Origin of the sequence: Rouxiella aceris (assembly GCF_012933545.1) — a bacterium.
GTDB lineage: Bacteria > Pseudomonadota > Gammaproteobacteria > Enterobacterales > Enterobacteriaceae > Rouxiella > Rouxiella aceris.
In genome coordinates, this window is record NZ_JAADJU010000003.1 from 440,766 (window position 1) to 459,558 (window position 18,793).

Sequence of the window (18,793 nt, forward strand, 5' to 3'; positions counted from 1 at the left end):
GACAGGCTGTCCCAACAATAGGGTCTACTCTAGGGAGAAATTGCAGCCAGTGATAGCGCAATATTTCGAGGTCTATATTCGAATTTTTTGAACGATTAGGTCATCACACTGGTTGCCATTTCGCCGCGCAGTGGAGAAAACCGCAGCAACGTTCAGTAACCGCAATCGCTTGTGATAACATAGTGTTATTCAGGCAAGGCCAGCGCCTGCCGACCATCAAGGAATATCGAACGTGAAATCACCGCTCGCGGCACTATCAGCACAACTTGACGGGCTGATGCTACGTGACCGACAGCGTCTGCAGCGTCGCCTGCAGGGCGCAAAGAAAATCAACGATCCCCAGGCGTTGCAAACACTGACGCAAGAACTGGAAAGCGCATTTCAGAAGAGTTTGCAAAAAGTCAGTAGCCGTGAGGCATCGCGCCCCAAAATTACCTATCCGGATAATTTGCCGGTCAGCCAAAAGAAACAGGATATCTATCAGGCCATCCGTGATCACCAGGTGGTGATAGTGGCGGGTGAAACCGGTTCGGGCAAAACCACGCAGATCCCGAAAATCTGTATGGAGCTGGGACGCGGTATCAAAGGGCTGATTGGTCATACGCAACCACGGCGGCTGGCGGCCAGAACCGTGGCCAACCGTATTGCCGACGAGCTGGAAACCTCGCTGGGTAATACCGTCGGCTACAAGGTGCGCTTTAACGATCAGGTGGGTGAAAATACGCTGGTCAAGCTGATGACCGACGGTATTCTGCTGGCCGAAATCCAGCAGGATCGTCAGTTATTGCAGTACGACACGCTGATTATCGATGAGGCGCACGAACGCAGCCTCAATATCGACTTTATTCTCGGCTATTTGCGCCAGTTATTACCGAAACGCCCTGATTTAAAGGTGATTATTACCTCGGCGACCATTGATCCGCAGCGCTTTTCCAAACACTTCAATAATGCCCCTATTATCGAAGTCTCCGGGCGCACCTTCCCGGTAGATGTGCGCTATCGTCCAGTGGTTGACGATGCCGAAGATACTGACCGCGATCAGTTACAGGCAATCTTCGACGCCGTTGATGAGCTGGGTCGTGAAAGTCGCGGCGATATCCTGATCTTTATGAGCGGTGAGCGGGAGATCCGCGATACGGCCGATGCCCTTAATCGGCTGGATTTGCCGCATACCGAAATTTTGCCGTTATATGCCCGCTTGTCCAATAGTGAGCAAAATCGGGTATTTCAGTCCCATTCTGGCCGTCGTATTGTATTGGCAACCAACGTGGCAGAAACCTCGCTGACGGTGCCCGGGATCAAATATGTTATCGATCCCGGTACCGCCCGTATCAGCCGCTACAGTTTCCGTACCAAAGTCCAACGTCTGCCTATCGAACCGATTTCCCAGGCTTCGGCCAATCAGCGTAAAGGTCGTTGTGGGCGCGTATCCGAAGGGATCTGTATTCGACTCTATTCGGAACAGGATTTCTTGTCCCGCAGCGAATTTACCGATCCTGAAATACTGCGCACCAATCTGGCATCGGTTATTTTGCAGATGACCTCCCTGGGGCTGGGGGATATTTCAGCGTTTCCGTTTGTAGAAGCGCCGGATAAACGCAATATCCAGGACGGTGTGCGCCTGCTCGAAGAGTTGGGCGCGTTAAATAACGCCGAAAATGGCCGTTATACCCTCACCGCGCAGGGCCGAAGTCTGGCACAACTGCCGGTGGACCCGCGACTGGCGCGTATGGTGCTCGAAGCGCAGCAAAACAGCTGTCTGCGTGAGGTGATGATCATTACCGCTGCGCTGTCGATTCAGGATCCCCGTGAGCGGCCCGTAGATAAACAGCAGGCCTCGGATGAAAAACACCGTCGCTTTGCCGACAAGGATTCCGACTTCCTGGCTTTTGTTAACTTGTGGGATTATCTGCAAGAGCAGCAAAAAGCGCTCTCTTCGGCGCAGTTTCGCAAACTTTGCCGCAGCGATTATCTTAACTATCTGCGCGTACGTGAATGGCAGGATATCTATACGCAACTGCGTCAGGTGGTTAAAGAACTGGGGCTGCGCATTAACAGCTTGCCCGCCGATTACCGCAGTGTGCACTGTGCATTATTAACCGGTCTGCTGTCGCATATCGGCCAAAAAGACGTCGAGAAACAGGAGTTTACCGGTGCGCGCAATGCCCGCTTTGCTATCTTCCCAGGCTCTGGTTTATTTAAAAAACCACCAAAATGGGCGATGGTTGCCGAGTTGGTAGAGACCAGCCGCCTGTGGGGGCGCGTTGCCGCCAAAATCGAACCGGAATGGATCGAGCCACTGGCCAAACATCTGGTGAAATACAGCTACAGCGAGCCGCACTGGGAAAAAGCCCAGGGGGCGGTGATGGCCGATGAAAAAGTCACGCTGTTTGGCTTGCCGATTGTTATGGCGCGCAAGGTCAATTACGGCAGTATTGACGCAGTGATCTCCCGCGAACTCTTTATTCGCCACGCGCTGGTGGAAGGTGACTGGCAAACGCGCCACGCCTTTTTCCGTGAAAACCAGCGTCTGCGCCAGGAGGTGGAAGAGCTGGAACATAAATCCCGCCGCCGCGACATTCTGGTAGACGACGAAACACTATTTTTATTTTACGATCAACGTATTGGCCGCGAAGTCGTGTCAGGCAAGCATTTCGACAGCTGGTGGAAAAACCAGCCCGCCGACAGCCTGAGTTTCCAGAAAAACATGCTGATCAAAGAGGGCGCAGGTCAGGTAAGCGCGCAGGATTATCCTAACTTCTGGCATCAGGGCAATATCAAGCTGCGCGTGACTTATCAGTTTGAGCCTGGTACCGATGCCGATGGCGTCACCGTGCATATTCCGCTGCCGCTGCTTAATCAGATAGAAGAGCAGGGTTTTGACTGGCAGATCCCGGGGATCCGTCGCGAGTTGGTGATGGCATTGATTAAGTCGCTGCCCAAACCGATCCGCCGCAACTTTGTACCGGCACCCAACTATGCTGATGCCTTTTTAGGGCGGGCCACGCCGTTTGAACTGCCGTTACTGGAGTCCATGGAGCGTGAGCTGCGCAAAATGACCGGCGTGACAGTGTCACGAGATGACTGGCAGCTGACGCAAGTCCCTGACCATCTGAAAATGACCTTCCGCGTGGTGGATGACAAAAATAAAGCTCTGCGCGAAGGTAAAAACCTGACGGCATTAAAATCAACCCTTAAGGAACAGGTGCAGCAAACCCTCTCTTCCGTGGCTGATGACGGTATTGAACAAAATAATCTTCATGTCTGGAGCTTTGGTTCATTGCCCGACTGTTATGAACAGAAACGTGGCGGTTATGAAGTCAAAGCCTACCCGGCCCTGGTGGACGAAAAAGACAGTATTGCCATTCGCCTGTTTGACAGCGAACTGGAGCAGGCGCAGGCAATGTGGCGCGGTACCCGACGCCTGTTGTTGCTGAATATTCCTTCACCAATCAAGTATCTGCATGAAAAACTGCCTAATAAATCCAAGCTGGGACTGTACTTTAATCCGTATGGCAAAGTGCTGGATCTGATTGACGACTGTATTGCCTGCGGCATTGATAAGCTGATCTCTGAATCCGGCGGTCCGGTATGGCGTGAAGAGGATTTTGCCCATTTACACGAACATGTACGCGGTCACCTTAATGAGACGGTGGTGGCCATTGCCATCCAGGTCGAGCAGATACTGACCACGGTATTTAGCATTAACAAGCGTTTGAAAGGGCGAATTGATATGAGCATGGCTCTGGCGCTGTCGGATATCAAGGCGCAGATGTCAGGGCTGATTTATCGCGGATTTGTCACGCAGAATGGTTGGAAGAGACTGCCGGATACCTTGCGCTATTTGCAGGCTATTGAGAAACGCATGGATAAACTGGCCATTGATGCACATCGTGACCGGGCGCAAATGCTGAAAGTGGAAAGTATTCAGCAAAAATGGCAGCAGTGGTTGAACAAGTTGCCGCCGGTACGTCAGGCCAGTGAGGAAGTGCAAGCGGTGCGCTGGATGATAGAGGAGCTGCGCGTAAGTTACTTCGCGCAGCAACTGGGTACGCCATATCCCATCTCAGACAAGCGTATTTTACAAACGATGGAGCAGCTGGCGTCCTAGGGCGCCAGTTGATTGTCGCTTAATGTCACCAACGCGGCTTTAATTGCCGGCACGGCGAGGGCATGGTTATCGGCACGATAGCGATCTTCCGCCGCTGGTGCAGAGCTTTGAATACCAATTAACGACCAATCGCCGTTTTGCTTAAGCAACAACGGCGAGCCGCTATCTCCCGGTAAGGTATCGCAGCGGTGATTCATTACACCGGTTTGTGCCCAGCCAGTGATCAGACAATCCTCATGGCTGTAAAGATCATTGAGATGATCTTCCGGGTAGCCCGCCTGCGTCACTTTCCGGCCATTCTGTTTCAGCGCGGCGATAAGCTCCTCGCGGCTGCCTTGAAACAGGGGCAGGGGCTTGATCGGTAATTTTTGTTTACTGTCATTGATACGCACCAGCGCAAAATCATAGGCGGCCGCTTTCGGTGGGACGATCCAGCCATCGCCGTCTGCTTTCAGCTTTTTGCCAAGCGCAGGATCAACCAGCGTTTCCAGGGATTTGACCCGGTAACGCCATTTATGGTGCTGGGAAACAAAACGTAATGCAATGACCTTATCCAGTTTTCCCGGCGGTGCCAGTACGCAATGGCCGGCGGTCAGCAGCAAATGTTCAGAGATCAGCGTGGCGGTACAGAGATTGCCGCTTTCTGTTTCTATTTGACCAATCGCCTGCCACGGCCAGCTTTTCACCTCGGTAACATGGGTGCGATGATCCTGGCCAAAAAATAAGGCAGTTTTCTCTTTAAGGCCGATCGTGGGAGTATCTGAGTCGTTATCCGCAGACGTCGTGGCGGCATGAACGGGAAGGGCGAAGCAGAAAAAACACAAGACAAGCGGTAAAGCTAGGCGCATATCGTTTTGACCTTGAGTGCGGGGAGTAATCAGAAACCAATTAATAGGATGATGAGTATAGCTGTATATTGCTTTCAGATTATAAGAGGTAAGGATTACTGACGAAATATAAACAGTCTGCTGGCTTAATTTAAAAATAGAAGAACAGCGTAATCAGACCGCAGATAATCAGTGAACTCAGGGTAATTTCGAACAAGTAGCGTCGCAGCATCGTCCTTCAATACCTCAAGAAAGCTTAATCAAAATATACCCGTCATCTTGCAAGTGGGGAGTGGCTTGCTGTGTACAACTTATGCCGGTTACTAATCTCGGTGGGGATGAGTAAAGGGCTTTTGCCGCCATCCTGCATCTTGAAGCTATTGGGTACTGAATGCTGGAGAAAAAAACACCCGGCGAACCGGGTGTCAAATAATCAGTCTTGCAAAGGTGAGCAGGGATGCTCACAAAGACTTATTACTTAGCTGCTGGTGCAGCTTTTTTAGCGTGTTTTTTCACGTGTTTTTTAGCAGCCTGCGCTTTCTGTGCAGCTGGTTTAGCAGCGTGTTTTTTCACGTGTTTTTTAGCAGCTTGTGCTTTCTGTGCAGCTGGTTTAGCAGCATGTTTTTTCACGTGTTTTTTAGCAGCTTGTGCTTTCTGTGCAGCTGGTTTAGCAGCGTGTTTTTTCACGTGTTTTTTAGCAGCCTGTGCTTTCTGCGCAGCTGGTTTTTTAGCAGCGTGTTTTTTCACGTGTTTTTTAGCAGCCTGTGCTTTCTGCGCAGCTGGTTTTTTAACAGCTTGTTTTTTCACAACTTTCTTAGCAGGAGTTGCTTTTGCAGCTGGAGCAGCAGTAGTTGCAGCAGGAGCGGTAGCAGCTGGTGCAGCAGCGGCTGCTGGAGCAGCGGTGGTTTCAGCTGCGAAAGCTACAGAAGACAGGCCCATTGCAGCGGCAATAACCAGAGCTAATACTTTTTTCATCGTTAATTCCTCAGAATTTAATTTATGTATCCACCCCACTGCGGGGCCGGTGAGAGAATACTATGCTTGTTAGCCCCCCTTGTCCGTATGTGATTGGTTTCGGCGTGTAACGGTATGTACAAAGCAAGTAACATCTATTAATCAATAGGTTATAAATAATTAATTGCCTTGTGTAACCGGTTTTTCTCTCACTTAGTTACAACATACTAGTTAAGTGGTTACTTGCGGTGTCTGTGAGAGCGGAAATGATTGAGAAATCAGGGGGATCTGGGATGGTTTTGTTGCCGAAGGCAATGGTAGGGGGGGACTTAAATGACAATTTTCTTTTTTTAAAGTCAACTTCAAGGGCATTCGCTGCGCTCACTGGGCGGCGGCCCAGAGCGCCTTTATAGCTTAAAAGTCAATTTACTCCGAGCAAAGGGTTTCGGTTTTAATTGCAAATTTGTTTTTAACTTCAAGGTCAACTTCAACTTCAAGGTCAACTTCAACTTCAACTTCAACTTCAACTTCAACTTCAACTTCAACTTCAACTTCAACTTCAACGTCAACTGCATTCGCTGCGCTCACTGGGCGGCGGCCCAGACCGCCCAAAGGAGGCGAAGGCGCGCCTCCTTTGGAATCCTGCGCCTTGTCCAAATTGAACAGTGTCGTGCCCTCGGTTGTAGTTCTTTCCAGTGACATTTGTGTGTGGCCTAAACCACGCCGCTGCGCGGTCCCTTCACTCGGTCGCGAGCCAAAAGCGTCTCGCTCCACGTCGCTCAGCGTAGGTTTTGAATCGGCCAGGAAGCATTTAAAGCAAAACCGGCAACATTAAAGGTCAACAGCGAAAGATAAAAAGATAAAAAGATAAAAAGACAATTTTGCCGCTGAAACGGCACGGTGTAGATAGCTTACTGGCACATTCAGAGACGGCGCCGCGCGAAGAGGAGGGAGACGTTTTTGGCTCCCGACCGAGCAAGGGGACTGCGCAGCAGCGCGGCTCGTGCCACGCTCGGATTGACTGAAACATAGCCGGTAATAGGCAGCAGACAAATAGACAACACCAAAAGGCCCAGGATTGTTAAGGAGCGGGCCAGCGCTCCTTAACTCGGTTCGGCACAGCGGGTTAAGTGGCCACCGCAATGATAAAACCGAAACAGCTCCTCATAGCCCATTGGTTTTAAAACAACAATTGCCATTTAAGCCTAACCCAAAACAGCTCCTCTAAAGCCAATTGATTTTAAAATAACAATTGCCATTTAAGCCAAACCGGCACTGTTTACATAGTCTACTGGCACATTCAGAGACGGCGCCGCGCGAAGAGGAGGGAGACGCTTTTGGCTCCCGACCGAGCAAGGGGACTGCGCAGCAGCGCGGCTCGTGCCACGCGCGGAGTCACTGAAACATAGCCGGTAATAGGCAGCAGACGAATCAACAACACCAAAAGGCCCAGGATTGTTAGGGAGCGGGCCAGCGCTCCTTAACTCGGTTCGGCACAGCGGGTTAAGCGGCCACCGCAATTATAAAACCGAAACAGCCCCTCTAAAGCCAATTGACGTTAAAAACCAAAATTGCCATTTAAGTCAAACCGTACGATGTACATAGCTAGTTGGCACATTCAGAGACGGCGCCGCGCGAAGCGGAGGGAGACGCTTTTGGCTCCCGACCGAGCAAGGGGACTGCGGAGCAGCGCGGCTCGTGCCACACACGGAGTGACTGAAACATAGCCGGTAATAGGCAGCAGACGAATCAACAACACCAAAAGGCCCAGGATTGTTAAGGAGCGGGCCAGCGCTCCTTAACTCGGTTCGGCACAGCGGGTCAAGTTGCCACTGCTATTATAAAACCGAAATAGCTCCTCATAGCCAATTGCCTTTTAAAACCAAAAATTGCCATTTAAGCCCAAACCGAAACAGCCTCTCTAAAGCCAATTGACGTTAAAAACCAAAATTGCCATTTAAGCCCAAACCGCACGATGTACATAGCTAGTTGGCACATTCAGAGACGGCGCCGCGCGAAGCGGAGGGAGACGTTTTTGGCTCCCGACCGAGCAAGGGGACTGCGCAGCAGCGCGGCTCGTGCCACACACGGAGTGACTGAAACATAGCCGGTAATAGGCAGCAGACGAATCAAAGACACCAAAAGGCCCAGGATTGTTAAGGAGCGGGCCAGCGCTCCTTAACTCGGTTCGGCACAGCAGGTTAAGTTGCCACCGCAATGATAAAACCGAAACAGCTCCTCATAGCCAATTGCCTTTTAAAACCAAAAATTGCCATTTAAGCCCAAACCGAAACAGCCTCTCTAAAGCCAATTGACGTTAAAAACCAAAATTGCCATTTAAGCCAAACCGTACGATGTACATAGCTAGTTGGCACATTCAGAGACGGCGCCGCGCGAAGCGGAGGGAGACGCTTTTGGCTCCCGACCGAGCAAGGGGACTGCGCAGCAGCGCGGCTCGTGCCACGCTCGGAGTGACTGAAACATAGTCGGTAATAGGCAGCAGACGAATAAACAACACCAAAAGGCCCAGGATTGTTAAGGAGCGGGCCAGCGCTCCTTAACTCGGTTCGGCACAGCGGGTTAAGTAGCCACCGCTATTATAAAACCGAAACAGCTCCTCATAGCCCATTGACTTTAAAAAAAGGAAATTGCCATTTAAGCCCAACCCGATACAGCTCCCCATAGCCAATTGACTATTAAGTAGTAAATTGAGATTTAAGCCAAAATGACATTTAAGCCAACTCCCCATAACGACTTTCCAAATGTCGACGAAAATAACCCGTGTTTAATGTTTCGCCCGTCGCATTGGCAATTAATTGGTCAGTAGAGAAACGGCTACCATGCTGCCAGATATTCTGATTTAGCCACTGGAAGAGGGCGGTTAAATCACCACGCGTAATATCCTCTTGCAACGTCGGAACCGCTTTATTGGCCGTCTGGAATAACTGCGCCGCATACATCGCCCCCAGCGTATAGGTCGGGAAATAGCCAAATCCGCCATCGGTCCAGTGAATATCTTGCATACAACCGTCGCGATAATTACCCACGGTATCCAGACCGAGATATTGCTGCATTTTACTGTTCCATAGCGCAGGGATATCTTCGACTTCGATTTCACCTTCAATCAATGCCTGCTCAATTTCGTAGCGCAGAATAATATGCGCCGGATAACTGACTTCGTCGGCATCAACGCGAATAAGCCCTGGCTGTACACGCTGATTCAGCTTAATAAAGTTGGCTTGTTCAAGCCCCGGACGCAGACCAAACTGCTCAATAACCAATGGATAGATGGATTGCAAAAATACATCGCTACAGCCCAGTTGCATTTCAAACAACAGGCTTTGCGATTCATGGATCCCCATGGATCGTGCATTGGCTACCGGCTGTCCCAGCCACTCTTTCGGCAGATTTTGTTCATAACGGGCATGGCCGGTTTCGTGTACCACCCCCATCATGGCAGTGATAAATTCCTGCTCATTATAACGGGTGGTGATGCGCACATCTTGCGGAACGCCGCCGCAAAACGGGTGGGCGCTGATATCCAGTCGACCGGCATCGAAATTGAAACCCAGGCGTTTCATCACCTTTAGACCCAAGGCTTTCTGTTGATCAATAGCAAAGGGGCCCTCGGGCTGAGCAAAATGTTGCGACTGTTGCCTGGCGACCACCTGTTGCAGTAGCGATGGCAACCACTGTTTCAGATCGCCGAAAATTTCGTCGAGCTTAACGGCGGTCATACCCGGCTCATAGAGATCAAGCAGAGAATCATAGCGGCTGATACCAGCGGCCTCGGCTCGCAGCGTCGCTTCCTGACGACTGAGTTTGACCACTTCACGCAGGTTATCGGCAAATCCTTCCCAATCATTGGCTGGACGCTGACGACGCCAGGCATGTTCACAGCGCGCACCGGCCAGGGATTTGGCTTCCACCAGACTCTCTGGCAATAAAGCCGCATGCTGATATTGACGATGCATTTCGCGTAGATTCGCCTGCTCGAGATCGTTAAGGTCTTCCTGCCTGGCTTGTTGCAACCACTCGCCAACCTGAGCAGCGGTGAGGATCTGGTGCTGGAGAACACTCAGCTCGGCCAGCGCTTCCGAACGCGCCTTACTGCCCTCGGCGGGCATCATCGTTTGCATATCCCATCCGGCAATGGACGAAAGATGACTGAAGCGCGATAAACGGGTAAAAGTGGCGCGTAACTGCGAATAAGCTGTCGTCATGTCGTACTCCGTACTTTAAAAATAGTAAGCATAGCAAAGTCGATAACAGGCAAAGCGGTAATGCAATCAGGTTGCTTCAATAGCCAGATTAAAGGCAGGTTTTACTGGCCAGCTAAAGCGAAAACTGGCCCCGCCCAATGGGCTGGCAGTCACTGTCAGATGCCCTTGATAGGCGACGGCGATGGAATGCACAATCGCCAGCCCCAGCCCACAGCCACCGGTTGCGCGATCGCGACTGGGGTCCAGACGGACAAAGGGTTCAAATACCCGCTGACGTTCTTCCGGTGGAATACCGGGGCCGTCATCTTCAACCTGAAGACAGGCTTCATCGCCTTCCAGCCACAGGCCAATGCGTAATTTGGCATTGGCGTAGCGTTGCGCATTATTGACCAGATTATCCAGCACTCGCTCCATTAGGCGTAAGTCAACGCCGCCAAAATCTGCCTCTTTGCTGACGTTAAGCTCGATCTCATGTTCGGCATTGACCAGCCGGTAATCATCAGCCTTGTCCTCCATCCACTCGGAGAGATTGATTTTAGACAGATGCAATGCTACCTGGGGACGATCCAGACGAGCGAAGGTTAGCAGTTCGTCAATCAGGGATTCCAACTGGCCGATATCGCGGTTAATGGCATGTTGTTCCGACTCCGGCAGATGTTCGCTAATCGCCAGCCGGTAACGAAGTCTGACCAGCGGGGTACGCAGCTCATGGGCAATGCCGTCGATCAGCTGTTTCTTGCTGGCAATCAGCGTATTGATATTGTCGGCCATCTGGTTAAAGGCAATCCCCAGCCGATTGAGACTGGAGGTGGTATCAAAATGGGTACGTTCATCCAGATAACCATTACCCAACCGCTGCGCCGAATTTTCGAGTTTGAGCAGATCTTGCCAATGCGGGCGCATCCATAAAAATACCGGCAGTGCCAACGATAAGCCGATAAAAATGAGCAGCCCTAGATCCAGCACACGCATTTCATGCATATAGAACAGATAGGGGATTGGCCCCACCACCAACACGTAATGACTGCGCGGGACAAGCTGGAGAAAAGTGTATTCGTTGTCCAGGGCGACAATCTCGCCGCTGCGCAGTTGTGCATCCAGCGCCGGACTCAGTTTGCGTTTGCCCAAAGGCTCGATATGCAGTTTGAACGACAGATTCAGTTCCAAGGTGCTGATGGTTTTATTCCAGTCCTTGATGGGAATTTCACGCAGTTCACTGCGCATCAGGTACAGGGAGCTTTTCATCAGGTCGTTCATTGATTGACGACCGGTACGTTCCGCGGTGACTTTATAAACCAGCCCGACCAGCATGGCCATGACCAAAAAGCAGACTAATAACAGCAAAAAGAACTGAACAAAAAGTTTTCTCATTCCCGCGCGGACTCCCAGGCGTTGGGGGCAAAGAGGTAGCCTTTGTTACGCACGGTTTTAATGCGAAAAGGTTCGAGGGCATTATCATAGAGTTTGCGACGCAGGCGTGAAATAGCCACATCGATACTGCGATCGAGTCCGTCATAGCTGACTCCGCGTAAATTCAGCAGTAAGGCTTCACGATCCATAATACGTCCGGCATGGGTCGCCAGTTCCCACAGCAGATCAAAGTCGGAGGTTGACAGGGTGATGGTTTCTTCTGCCAGGGTAACTTCGCGATTGACCGGATCGATACACAGCAGACCAAAATGCAAGGCATTGCCTTTTTGCATCGGCTGACGCGGTGCTTCGGGTTCGGCTGCCGTCATGGGCCGTTGGCGCAAATGCAGACGCAAACGAGCCAACAATACCGCCGGTGGGGTGGTTTTCAGAATATAATCATTGGCCCCCATCTCTAGCGACAGAATATGATTCATATCGCTGTCTAACGAGGTGAGCAAGACAATGGGACCCTCATAGGATGGACGCAGGTCACGGCAAAGTGTCATGCCGTCTTTACCAGGCAGCATAATATCCAATAACACCAGATCGGGGCGTTCAAGCTCAATACGTGCCTGAGCGGTATCGCCGCGCGGTTCAACGAGCACTTCAATATCATGCTTACCGAGATAGGCGGCAATCAGCTTACCAACCTCGGCGTCATCTTCTACAAAAACGATTTTATTCATTGGTTTGCTGCTAACAAGAAAATCGAACACCAGCATAGCGCGAGCAGAGCAGCAACGCCATGACACAGTATACATAAGCCTAAATTATCGCGGTCTTTTTCAGCCGTTGACCGCGCGCGATTTATCGGGCGCTCACTGGCAAAGTGTCAATAAACTATGCCATTATAAAAAGCTATGTCATTATATAGAAGATTGTGTTTACCGTTCCAAAACATTGTCTTTAAAAGGCGGTTTTGGCCGTTTCCGGGCCTGCGGTTTAGGGTTTTACGAAATAAACGCCATCACAACAATCAAACAATAAATTTGTTAACACTGGCCGGGAGAAGAATGGAGATGGCTGAAAGTCGCCTGGTACCCGATGCGCGCAGTGAGAAAGCTTCCTTTGATTATATGGAATATTTATCGGCATCGTGTAAAAAACAATGGAGCTTTCTTGATGCTATCTTCGGCGTATTGCCATTTTTTGGCATGGTGCTGAGATCGCGGACTTCGCAAGAGAAATCCAAGCAAGACAAACTCAAAGCTCTGGCATTACAGGTCGTATCCACGCAGGTCAGTGACGAAACCAATATTGTGAGACTGATCGAGTTAGCGGAACAGCAAAATATGTATAGCATTGATATACATCTGCCGTATTCCCTAACCGAAGAGCAGCTCACCGCAATCCAGCTTGAATGTAAATATCTGGTGCAGTTGACGCAAAAGGATGAGCATTTGACTGTGCAGATACTACAGATGCCCTCACAGCAGTAATAATAATGGGCGTAAAAAAACCAGTTCATCGCGAACTGGTTTTTTTTTGCCTGTCGAAGAGAAAAGGGCCGAATCTGTCTCGACCCTCAATTCCGGTAGGGCAATTATTTGAAAATATCAGCTGTTACTGTCAGGTTGCCGCCGCTTTTGTTCTCCCACTGACGCGTGATGTGGTAGAACTTGCCACCTGCATCTGCTGCGCGTCTGGCCGATTCTTCAGAGATATCGGTCATACTGTTGAAGTGGCCGGTAAAGGTCACGGAAGTAAATGGCGTCATTTGTGCCGCAGTAACATTGCTCAACTCTTCAATTTTAGTGCCGTCTGGCAGGGTAACAGAATAGCGTTTACCCGTAGAAGACTGCGTTTCAAAGAAGCGACCAACATTACGGCTTGGGCTGGTAGACGATGCAACGCCAGGGATTTCCACTTTCTTGGCTGCAGCACCGCCAGCGGCTAACGCTGCACGACCGGCATCGGAATTGGCCGGGATGGCATCAGGGCTTTGCGTAACGCGTTTAGGCGCATCTTTCTTGTAGACAAAGGCCGTAATGTACTGATTGCCGCCGTTATTGGCATCGATCTGGCGAACGATAAAGAAAGAGTAGGCACCTTTATCTTTTGCCGCTTTGGCGATGGCTTCAGTGACATCCGGCTGGCTGCGGAAGAAACCGCTGACAGTTACCGTGTCAAAAGGCTCAAGTTCATAAGCGGCATCTTTTGACAATTCTTTGATGCCGCTCACACCGTTAACATTGTTTGCCTTGGGAGCATCGCCGACTTTCGGGGCATCTTTATGATACAGGTCAGCCACCACGCGCCAGTTGCCGCTGGCATTGACGCTATTGGTATCCTGAATATAGAAGTATGCCGCGCCAAGTTGATCGGCTCGTTTTGACGCTTCATCTGCTGCGTCACCAAGATTATTAAACTGACCAGTAAATGCAATGCGATCAAAGGGCTTCAGGGCAGCTGCTCTCTCGGGACTGATTTCCTCTGCCGCCTTGGCCGCAGACAAAACAGAGAATTGCGAGAGTAGTAAAACAACGGCCGATGCGATGATCGTTTTCGTCTGCTTCATAAAAAATCCTTTCACCTTGCGCAGTAATGTTGAAACATGCTGAATTATTGATGTGTAACAGATTAGCTGCCGATTATTGCATGTAATAATCGACAGCGCTTGAGTAATTTTTGAAACGAGTTAAGTCGCTAATTGCTATCGGGATCACTTTTTTTTCTGAAGATAACGTATCTAAGTTTCCCGGCCCACTAAAATCGTGAAATAAATGTTAATTATTCACATTTTACTTACTTAAATGCCCATAACAAGCGGCTAAAGGGCGCAAAGCGAAAGTGATAGATCTCGTATTCATAGCACATTGAAGTGAATTGAATATGAAATTTATCCACTTGGCAGTGCTATCGCGGTTTATGCCGCCTTTAGGTGATTAAATCCCCATAAATGCGCTTTCCGTCTAGCTTATTAACCCGATATTCAGTAGGTTATAGTCGGCCTGATAAATCTGTCATTATTTTCGGCGAAACAAGCCGACAGGTGGTTAAATTTCGTATCTATGTCGATGACAATCATCATCAAAGAAAAGGGTGAAGGGAATAACTATGCGTATTGGTGTACCAAGAGAACGGTTGACCAATGAAGCCCGCGTTGCAGCGACACCGAAAACGGTGGAACAACTGCTGAAACTCGGCTTCACAGTCGCCATTGAGCAGGGCGCGGGTAAATTGGCCAGTTTTGACGATGCCGCTTATCAAGCCGCTGGAGCAACGGTCGTAGACGCAGATGCCGTCTGGCAATCCGATATCGTGCTGAAGGTCAATGCACCTGAAGGCGAAGAAATCGATAAATTGCAGGCAGGGACCACATTGGTCAGCTTTATCTGGCCAGCACAGAATCCTGAATTGATCCAGAAACTGGCCGATCGTCAAGTGACGGCGCTGGCAATGGATTCTGTCCCTCGTATCTCCCGCGCACAATCGATGGATGCCCTGAGCTCCATGGCCAATATTGCCGGTTATCGCGCGATTGTTGAAGCAGCACACGAATTTGGTCGCTTCTTTACCGGTCAGATCACCGCCGCAGGTAAAGTCCCTCCGGCCAAAGTGATGATCATTGGTGCGGGTGTGGCTGGCCTTGCCGCACTCGGCGCAGCGGGCAGCCTGGGGGCGATTGTTCGTGCCTTTGACACCCGTCCGGAAGTAAAAGAACAAGTGCAAAGCATGGGGGCTGAATTCCTCGAACTCGATTTTGAAGAGGAAGCAGGCAGCGGCGATGGTTATGCCAAAGTCATGTCGGAAGCCTTTATCAAAGCCGAAATGGCACTGTTTGCCGCCCAGGCGGAAGAAGTTGATATTATCGTTACCACCGCGCTGATCCCGGGGCGTCCTGCGCCGAAACTGATCACCAAAGAGATGGTGGCGTCGATGAAACCGGGCAGCGTTATTGTCGATCTGGCAGCGCAAACCGGCGGTAACTGTGAATTGACAGTGGCCAATACCATCACCGTTACCCCAAACGGGGTGAAAATTATCGGTTATACCGATTTGCCAAGCCGTCTGCCGACCCAGTCTTCGCAACTGTATGGCACCAACCTGGTTAACCTGCTGAAGCTGCTGTGCAAAGAGAAAAACGGCGAAATCGAAATTGACTTCGAAGACACCGTAGTGCGCGGCGTAACCGTGGTGAAAACCGGTGAAGTGACCTGGCCAGCTCCGCCTATCCAGGTTTCTGCCCAACCGCAGGCTGCCAAACAGCAGGCTCCGGCACCAAAAGCGGAAGCAAAACCCGTTTCTCCGTGGCGCAAATACATCATTATGGCCGTGGCCATCGTGCTTTTTGGTTGGCTGGCAAACGTCGCACCAAAAGAGTTCCTCTCTCACTTTACCGTTTTTGCTCTGGCCTGTGTGGTCGGTTACTACGTGGTTTGGAACGTCAGTCACGCGCTGCATACGCCGCTGATGTCGGTTACCAATGCGATTTCAGGGATCATTGTGGTTGGTGCGTTGCTACAAATCGGGCACGGTGGCTGGGTCAGCTTCTTGTCATTTGTGGCGGTGTTGATTGCCAGCATCAATATTTTTGGCGGATTTACCGTCACTCAGCGCATGCTGAAAATGTTTCGTAAGAATTAAGGGGTAGCATATGTCTGGGGGTTTAGTTACAGCTGCATACATAGTTGCCGCTATTTTGTTTATTTTCAGCCTGGCAGGATTGTCTAAACATGAGACATCCATGCAGGGGAATATCTTTGGCGTGACCGGGATGGCGATTGCGTTAATCGTGACCATCCTTGGTCCTGACTCTGGCCATGTCGGCTGGATTATTCTGGCAATGGTTATCGGCGGGGCAATTGGTGTCTATCTGGCGCGTAAGGTAGAGATGACCGAAATGCCTGAGCTGGTCGCCGTGCTGCACAGCTTTGTCGGTCTGGCCGCGGTGCTGGTGGGCTTTAACAGCTACCTCGATCACGGTGCCCTTCCATTGGAAGGGGTGATGGAAAGTATTCATCTCACCGAGGTTTTCCTGGGCATCTTTATCGGTGCGGTGACGTTTACCGGTTCCATTGTCGCCTTTGGTAAACTGCGTGGAATTTTCTCTTCCAAGCCGCTGGCTCTGCCACATCGTCACAAACTGAATCTGGCCGCGTTGGTGATTTCCTTCCTGCTGCTGGTGGTGTTTGTTCGCGCTGAAAGCACTGGCACTCAGGCCTTTGCTCTGCTGATTATGACCCTGATTGCGCTGGCCTTTGGCTGGCATCTGGTATCGTCAATTGGTGGCGCAGATATGCCGGTTGTCGTTTCAATGCTCAACTCCTATTCTGGTTGGGCGGCAGCGGCGGCGGGCTTTATGCTCAGCAATGACCTGTTGATCGTTACCGGTGCGCTGGTGGGTTCCTCCGGTGCCATCCTGTCTTATATTATGTGTAAGGCAATGAACCGCTCTTTTATCAGCGTAATTGCCGGTGGTTTTGGTACCGACGGTTCTTCAACCGGTGACGACCAGGAAATGGGCGAGTATCGCGAAGCCAGTGTTGAAGATGTGGCCGAAATGCTGAAAAGTGCCAGCTCAGTGATCATCACCCCAGGCTACGGCATGGCGGTAGCTCAGGCGCAATATCCGGTGCAGGATATTACTGCCCGACTGCGTGCCAAGGGGATCAAAGTGCGTTTTGGTATCCATCCGGTTGCCGGACGTTTGCCTGGCCATATGAACGTACTGCTGGCAGAAGCGAAAGTGCCATACGACATCGTGTTGGAAATGGATGAAATCAATGATGATTTCAGCGATACCGACGTGGTGCTGGTCATCGGCGCCAACGACACCGTTAACCCGGCGGCACAAGAAGATCCACGCAGCCCGATTGCCGGTATGCCAGTGTTGGAAGTGTGGAAAGCGCAGAACGTCATTGTATTCAAACGTTCAATGAATACCGGTTATGCCGGTGTACAAAACCCGCTGTTCTTTAAAGAGAACACTCAGATGCTGTTTGGCGATGCCAAAGAGAGTGTCGAAGGGATTTTGCGCGCGTTATAACTAGATAGCCCAGAGAAGGACAAGATGCGGCAGGCAGTGACTCATGCCGCATCTTGAAAGTCGCCGGGTAAGAAAAGCCCCCCAAAGTTGCATCAGCAACGATGGGGGGCTTTTTTATGGCTGACCAACTGCCATATTCTACCCACAGGCTTTAGCGGCCTCAGGGCAGAGGTTTAACTATTACTCGTCGTCATGCTCTTCAATATCTTCTGCGGTCAGCGGACAGGCAAAGTCATCAGGCTTAATTGCCAGCAAATCGCATTTCAAATGGTCAATAACCTGCTCGGTGGTATTCCCGAGGAAAGCTGCCGACAGCCCGGTTCTGCCAATTGAGCCCAATACCACCACGCCAGCCTGTAAATGCTCGGCCAGATCGGGGATCACCTCTTCAGGCAGCCCTTTTTCAACATGGGTAAATTTCTCATCAAGATGGAATTTTTGGCGTAAGGCTTTCATGGCAATCAGATGCTGACCACGGATAGCATCGTTGTAAACGCTGGGATCAAAGTCTGGCAGTTCGATGGCAATATTGATTGGGGTAACCGGATAGGCCCCCACCAGGTGCACTTCGGTCTGGTTAACATGTTGCGCCAATTCAATGGTTTCTTTAACCAGTTTGATATTGAGTGGATCGTGATAAGGCTCTTCACTCGACAGGTTAACCGCCACCACTGCTTTACCGCCTTCAGGCCAGGGCTGGTCTTTGACCATCCAGACCGGGCAGGGGCATTTGCGCAGCAGGTTCCAGTCGGTAGGGGTGAAAATTACCGACTCAAGACGGTCATGCTGGTGGGTCATTTTCAGCAGCAAATCGTGACCGCCGGCAATGACTTCATTAATAATGGCTTCAAAGGGTTTGTTATGCCAAACCACTTTAATATCGATAGGAATACCCGCTTCGATATAGTAGTGGCATTGCTCAGCTATCCATGCGCTGCGTTCGCTGATCACCCCCTGGCGCATGGCCAGTCGCTCATCCGGAGAGAGCATGGTGGTCATTTCGTATGAAAAATCATAAATCGACAGGAAGGCTTTAATCTTCCCACCGTTGCGTTGTACCAGATATACGGCACGGCGCAATGCTGGCTGGTCATCCTGGTTAGGGTCTATTGCTACCAGAAGGTTTTGATAATCGGCCAAGGGAGCCTCCTTAACATCTGTGATTTAACAGCGGATAAACTCTACCTTGAGTAAGGTCACATCCTGAATAAGGTTATCTTTACCCTGACGTCTAAGACGTTGGGTATAGCTATAGAGTAAACCAGGATGAAGAAAC

General features: G+C 50.6%; 13 protein-coding genes. 4 read left to right on the top strand and 9 right to left on the bottom strand.

What is annotated here, in order from left to right:
- The first annotated feature begins 232 nt into the window (after window positions 1-232).
- Entirely contained in the window at window positions 233-4,111 is a 3,879-nt protein-coding gene (gene hrpA / locus GW590_RS07925) for an ATP-dependent RNA helicase HrpA (protein WP_169402471.1), read from the top strand.
- Here hrpA and GW590_RS07930 read toward each other — a convergent pair.
- The 7 genes from GW590_RS07930 to rstA form a co-directional block, all read right to left on the bottom strand.
- On the bottom strand, window positions 4,108-4,959 hold the full coding sequence (locus tag GW590_RS07930) for a trypsin-like serine peptidase (RefSeq protein WP_169402472.1): 852 nt from the start codon (window positions 4,957-4,959) through the stop codon (window positions 4,108-4,110). The genes hrpA and GW590_RS07930 overlap by 4 nt on opposite strands.
- Window positions 4,960-5,089: 130 nt before the next feature.
- On the bottom strand, window positions 5,090-5,170 hold the full coding sequence (gene ydgU, locus GW590_RS24695) for a small membrane protein YdgU (protein WP_456239016.1): 81 nt from the start codon (window positions 5,168-5,170) through the stop codon (window positions 5,090-5,092).
- A 242-nt stretch (window positions 5,171-5,412) separates the two neighbouring features.
- A complete protein-coding gene (asr, locus tag GW590_RS07935) occupies window positions 5,413-5,913 on the bottom strand; it encodes an acid resistance repetitive basic protein Asr (protein WP_169402473.1) in 501 nt (166 codons plus the stop codon).
- Between the two features lie 405 nt (window positions 5,914-6,318).
- Entirely contained in the window at window positions 6,319-6,594 is a 276-nt protein-coding gene (locus GW590_RS07940) for a hypothetical protein (RefSeq protein WP_169402474.1), read from the bottom strand.
- Between the two features lie 2,030 nt (window positions 6,595-8,624).
- Window positions 8,625-10,115: a carboxypeptidase M32 gene (locus GW590_RS07945; protein ID WP_169402475.1), complete on the bottom strand. Its 1,491-nt coding sequence runs from the start codon at window positions 10,113-10,115 to the stop codon at window positions 8,625-8,627.
- Window positions 10,116-10,181: 66 nt separating this feature from the next.
- The gene (rstB, locus tag GW590_RS07950; protein ID WP_169402476.1) at window positions 10,182-11,486 is read right to left on the bottom strand and encodes a two-component system sensor histidine kinase RstB; all 1,305 of its coding nucleotides are present in this window, start codon (window positions 11,484-11,486) and stop codon (window positions 10,182-10,184) included.
- Window positions 11,483-12,214, bottom strand: a complete 732-nt coding sequence (rstA, locus tag GW590_RS07955) for a two-component system response regulator RstA (protein ID WP_169402477.1) — start codon at window positions 12,212-12,214, stop codon at window positions 11,483-11,485. Before rstA ends, rstB begins: the two co-directional genes overlap by 4 nt.
- 333 nt (window positions 12,215-12,547) lie before the next feature.
- On the opposite strand from rstA, the gene GW590_RS07960 reads away from it, so the two are divergent.
- Window positions 12,548-12,967 carry a hypothetical protein gene (locus GW590_RS07960; protein WP_169402478.1) on the top strand — a complete coding sequence of 140 codons (420 nt, stop codon included), beginning with the start codon at window positions 12,548-12,550 and terminating at the stop codon, window positions 12,965-12,967.
- A gap of 104 nt (window positions 12,968-13,071) precedes the next feature.
- Here GW590_RS07960 and ydgH read toward each other — a convergent pair whose 3' ends face one another.
- Complete coding sequence (ydgH, locus tag GW590_RS07965) at window positions 13,072-14,046, bottom strand: DUF1471 family protein YdgH (RefSeq protein WP_169402527.1); 975 nt, start codon at window positions 14,044-14,046, stop codon at window positions 13,072-13,074.
- A gap of 539 nt (window positions 14,047-14,585) precedes the next feature.
- On the opposite strand from ydgH, the gene pntA reads away from it, so the two are divergent.
- Entirely contained in the window at window positions 14,586-16,115 is a 1,530-nt protein-coding gene (pntA, locus tag GW590_RS07970) for a Re/Si-specific NAD(P)(+) transhydrogenase subunit alpha (protein ID WP_169402479.1), read from the top strand.
- Between the two features lie 10 nt (window positions 16,116-16,125).
- On the top strand, window positions 16,126-17,517 hold the full coding sequence (gene pntB, locus GW590_RS07975) for a Re/Si-specific NAD(P)(+) transhydrogenase subunit beta (protein ID WP_169402480.1): 1,392 nt from the start codon (window positions 16,126-16,128) through the stop codon (window positions 17,515-17,517).
- Window positions 17,518-17,697: 180 nt separating this feature from the next.
- Here pntB and uspE read toward each other — a convergent pair whose 3' ends face one another.
- Entirely contained in the window at window positions 17,698-18,657 is a 960-nt protein-coding gene (gene uspE, locus GW590_RS07980) for a universal stress protein UspE (RefSeq protein ID WP_169402481.1), read from the bottom strand.
- Between the last annotated feature and the right edge of the window lie 136 nt (window positions 18,658-18,793).